The sequence below is a fragment of the Streptomyces sp. SID3212 genome (genome assembly GCF_009865405.1).
Classification (GTDB): domain Bacteria; phylum Actinomycetota; class Actinomycetes; order Streptomycetales; family Streptomycetaceae; genus Streptomyces.
In genome coordinates this window covers 1-4,755 of sequence record NZ_WWJY01000869.1, presented here as the reverse complement: position 1 = coordinate 4,755, position 4,755 = coordinate 1, and the positions used below count along the sequence as shown (strand labels likewise).

The 4,755-nt window shown below is 74.3% G+C and carries 2 protein-coding genes; both read right to left on the bottom strand.

Annotated features, from left to right (window positions below):
• The coding region (locus GT042_RS26345) for a condensation domain-containing protein (protein WP_161311224.1) at positions 1-1,870 on the bottom strand (1,870 nt) is incomplete at its 3' end.
• Positions 1,867-4,755, bottom strand: a 2,889-nt coding sequence (locus GT042_RS26340; RefSeq protein WP_161311223.1) for a non-ribosomal peptide synthetase, incomplete at its 5' end; no start/stop codon positions are given. The genes GT042_RS26345 and GT042_RS26340, both read right to left, overlap by 4 nt.

Genomic DNA, 4,755 nt, shown 5'->3' with positions numbered 1-4,755 from the left:
CGGGGCCGCCGTGCCGGACCCGGCCCGCGGCGTCGACGGTCACCACGGTGACGTCCGGTCCCAGACGTCCCACCCAGGGGTGCGAGCGGGTGGACTCGTCGACGATCAGGGCGCGTACGGCCGCCACCTCGGCGACCCGGACGAGCCGCTCGACGGGCCAGCGCGGGTCCAGGGGCACGTAGGCGGCGCCCGCGCGCAGGGCTCCGAGGGAGCCGGTGACCAGGGCGGCGGAGCGGCCGAGGAGAATGCCGACACCGTCCTCGGCGCCGATCCCGAGCCCGGTGAGGGTCCGGGCCAAGTCGTCCGCGCCAGCAGTCAGCTGACGGTACGTCAACTCCTCGGCCGCTCCCGTCACTGCCACCGCGTCCGGGTGGCGGGCCGCGTGCCGGGCGACGGCGTCGGGAACGCTCATGTCCAGGTCGGTGCCGGTGAGTTCGGCGCCGCGTCCCTGGGTGAGCAGGGCCTCACGCTCCCCGTCCAGGAGGACGGGGACGGCGTCGGCCCGGCCGTCGAGTCCTTCCGCCATCACGGCCAGCAGGCGCCGCATGCGGGCCACGGTACGGGCCACCTCGTCGCGGTCGAGGACGGCGGCCCGGTAGCCGAAGGTGATCCGCAGGGCGTCGCCCGGCGCGATGGTGAGGGTGAGCGGGTAGTGAGCGGCGTCCGTGCCGCTGAACCCGGTGACCGCGAGATCGGGCAGCCCTTGCTGGGCGGTCCGCAGGGCCTCGGCGTCCAGGGGGTAGTTCTCGAACACGGCCAGGGTGTCGAAGAGTTCGTCGAGTCCGGTGACGCCGCGTAACTCGGTGAGGCCGACGTACTGGCTGCCGAGGAGCCGGCCCTGCTCCTCCTGGAGCCGGGTCAGGAGCGTGGCCAGGGTCTCGCCGGGCGCCGGGCGGAGCCGTACCGGCACGGTGTTGATGAACAGCCCGACCATCGACTCGATACCGGGAATCTCCGGCGGGCGACCGGAGACGGTGGTGCCGAACATGACGTCCCGGCGTCCGGTGAGGTGCGCGAGCAGCAGGCCCCAGGCCCCCTGGACCAGGGTGTTGAGGGTGAGGCGGTGGGCGCGGGCCGTCTCCCGCAGCCGGAGCGTGGTGGCCTCGTCCAGGTCGAGGACGAGGGTCTCCGGCAGTTCGCCGGCGCTCGGCACACCCGCTCCCCCGCGCCCGGCGAGCAGGGTCGGTGCCTCGACCCCGGCCAGGGCGGTGCGCCAGGCGTCGAGAGCGGCGGTACGGTCCTGCGCGGCCAGCCAGGCGAGGTAGGTCCGGTACGGGGCGACGCGTGGCAGGGCGCTGTCGTCGCCCCGGCTCGCGTACAGCTCGAACAGCTCCCGCACCAGCAGGGGCATCGACCATCCGTCCAGCAGGATGTGATGGCTCGTCATGACCAGGCGGTGGCGGCGCGGGGCGGTGCGCACCAGCGTGAACCGCATCAGCGGCGGGGTGGCGAGGTCGAAGCGGCGCGTGCGGTCGGCGGCGAGGAACGCGGCGAGGCGGCCCGCCGTCGTGTCCGGACCGTCCGTGCCCGTTCCGGCCGTGCCGGTCCCGTCCGCAGTGGTCCCGTCCGTGGCGGTGGTCCCCGCCCCGGTCAGGTCCAACTCCTCCAGCGGCACGGCCACTTCGGCGGCGACGGCCTGCACGGGCTCGTCCAGGTCCTCGTGGAGGAAACCGACCCGCAGGTTGGCGTGCCGCCGCAGCAGGCCGGCGATCGCGGCGCGCAGCGTGGGGACGCTGACGGAGCCTTCGAGGTCGAAGACGAACTGCGCGGTGTAGACGTCCACGGCGTGGGAGTCGTACAGCGCGTGGAAGTGCATGCCCGCCTGCAACGGCGTCAGCGGCAGTACGTCTTCCAGTTGGAACCCGGTCACTTGCGTCCACCCCACTTGTTCTGAAGTCGGTCGATCTGGGCCTGGTTGAGCGAGACCAGGGGAAGGTCGGACGGCGTGTAGCCACCCGCGTCGGGTCGTTCGGTGTGTTCGGCGAGGGCGCGCAGGGCGCGGCCGAAGGTGTCGGACAGGGCCTCCACGTCCTCCTCCTTGAGGAGGTCGCTGGGCCAGGTCCAGCGGATCACCAGGCGCGGCCCTTCCGGCAGGTCCTCGGTGTGCGCGTTGATGTCGAGGACGTGGTGGACGGGCATGTCCGGGTCCTGGCTGCGCGGTCCGCCGCCGTCGAGCACCACGTCCCAGTCGGCGCCCGCTCCCGGGCCCCCGCCGTCGTGTGCCTCGGACCGATGGGCGTACCGGCCCAGGTAGTTGAAGCCGATCTGGGGTGCGGGCGCGGCGGCCAGCCGGGGGCCGGTGGCGGGGTTGAGGTGGCGCAGCATGCCGTAGCCGACCCCGTGGTCGGGGACGGTCCGCAGCTGTTCCTTGACGCGTTTGAGGGCGCGTTCGACCAGGGCGGCGTCGAAGTGCCGGGGGTCGCGGGCGTCGCCGGGTCCCGGGTCGAGCCGGACCGGGTAGAGGCTGGTGAACCAGCCGACCGTACGGGACAGGTCGAGGTGGTCGGCGAGCTGCTCGCGGCCGTGGCTCTCCAGGTCGAGCAGGACGCCGGTGTCGGCGGGACGGTGTTCGCCCCGGGCCGCGGCCCGTTCGGCGCGCCAGGAGCGTACCGCGAGGGCGAAGCCGGTGAGCAGGACGTCGTCCACCCCGGCGTGGAAGGCGGCGGGGACGGTGGTGAGCAGGGGGGTTGTCCACGTGGCGGGCAGGTGGGTGGTGAGGGTACGGGTGCGGTCGGCGGTGTCCAGGTGGGGGTCGAGCGGCCGGTATCCGAGCTGCGGATCGGGGGCCCCCAACACCTCTTCCCACAGCGGCAGTTCGGCCTCACGGGGGGCACTGCGCGCCTGGGACGCGAGGAGTTGGGCCCAGCGCCGGTAGGAGGTGGTGACGGGGGGCAGGGCCACGGGGAGCCCGCCCGCAACGGTGCGCCAGGCGGTGGCCAGATCGGTGGCGAGGACGCGCCAGGAGACCGCGTCGACGGCCAGGTGGTGCACGACGAGGAGCAGTCGTCCTCGTTCCTGTGGTCCGGCGTCGGCCCAGACGGCCTGGACCACGTTCCCGTCGGCGGGTCGCAGGCGTCTGCGGGCCTGTTCGCCGGCCTCCGTGACGGCGGCGCGGGTGGCGTCGGCGTCCAGGCCGGCGACATCGACGCGCGTGAAGCGGTCGCGGGCGGACACGGCGTCCGGCGGCAGGGCTTCGAGGACCGGTCGGCCGCCGGCCGGACGGGTGACCCGCAGCCGCAGCATCGCGTGGTGGTCGACGAGGAGTTGGACGGTGGCGAGGAGGGAGTCCTCGTCGGCGCCCAGGGGGGTGCGCAGCACTCCGGACTGGTTGTAGCCGTCCATGGCGCCGGGCCGTTCCAGGAGCCAGGCGATGATGGGAGTCGGCGGCAGCTCGCCGGTACCCGGATCGGCGGGGGCCGCGGTCTGCTGGTCCAGCGCGGTGGCCGCTGCCGCGAGGGCTTCGGGGGTGCGGTGGGCGAAGACGTCGCGCGGGGTCACCCCGAGGCCGGCCTCGCGGAGGCGGCTGACGAGCTGGATGGAGAGGATGCTGTCGCCGCCGAGCGCGAAGAAGTCGTCGTCGGTACGGACCTCTTGGGCGCGCAGGACGGAGGTGAACACGTCACAGAGGACCCGCTCCCGCGCGGTACGCGGCTCTCCGCCCGGCCGGGTGGCGGCCGGGCGCTCCGGGACGGGCAGGGACCGGCGGTCGGTCTTGCCGTTGGGGAGCAGCGGCAGCGCGTCGAGCGGGACGAACACGCTGGGCACCATGTACGGAGGCAGGACCGAGGTCAGCCGCGCACGCAACTCCGCGTCGGTCAGGGGTAGGTCGCCGCTCCCCGTGTCGGGAACGGTGTAGGCGACCAGGCGCCGCTCGCCCGGCCGGTCCTCGCGGACCAGGGCGCAGGCGGCGGCGAGGGATCCGACGGCAGTGAGAGCGGACTCGATCTCGCCGAGTTCGATCCGGAAGCCGTGCAGCTTGACCTGGTCGTCGGCGCGGGACACGTACGTGAGCAGGCCGTCGGCGTCCCGCCGGACGAGGTCGCCCGTACGGTACATGCGGCTCCCGGCCGGGCCGTACGGATCGGCGACGAACCGCGTGGCCGTCAGGCCGGGGCGCCCCAGGTAGCCGCGCGCGAGACCGTCCCCCGCCAGGTACAACTCCCCGGTGACGCCCGGCGGTACCGGCCGCAGACCGGCGTCCAGGACGTGGGCGCGGGTGTTGTCGACGGGCCGGCCGAGCGGTACGCCCCCGTCCCGCGCGGACGCGTCCCTCTCCCCGTCCCGGTGGTGGTGGGCGGTGGCGTCGATGGTCGTCTCGGTGGGCCCGTACAGGTTGTGCACCTCGGCACGCCAGGCGCGCCCGGCCCGCTCCGCCAGGGACCGGGACAGCGGTTCGCCGCCGCACAGGACGGCCCGCAGGGTCGCGGGGGCGTCGTCGGGACGGGTCTCGGTGAGGATGACCGAGAGGTGCGAGGGCACGAACTGGGCGACGGTCACGCCCGTGTCGCGCATGCGGGCCAGCAGTCCGGCGGGGTCGTGGTTGGCGGCGGGCGGCACGGGGCAGGTGGAGCCGCCGTGCAGGAGCGGCAGCCAGGTCTCCCACACCGAGGCGTCGAAGCTCGGCGAGGTGCGGGCGAGGACCCGGTCGTCGTCGGTAAGGCCGAGGTGTCCCGCCATCCACGCCATGTGGTTGGTCAGGGAGGCGTGGGTGACGACGACGCCCTTGGGGCGGCCGGTGGAGCCCGAGGTGTAGAT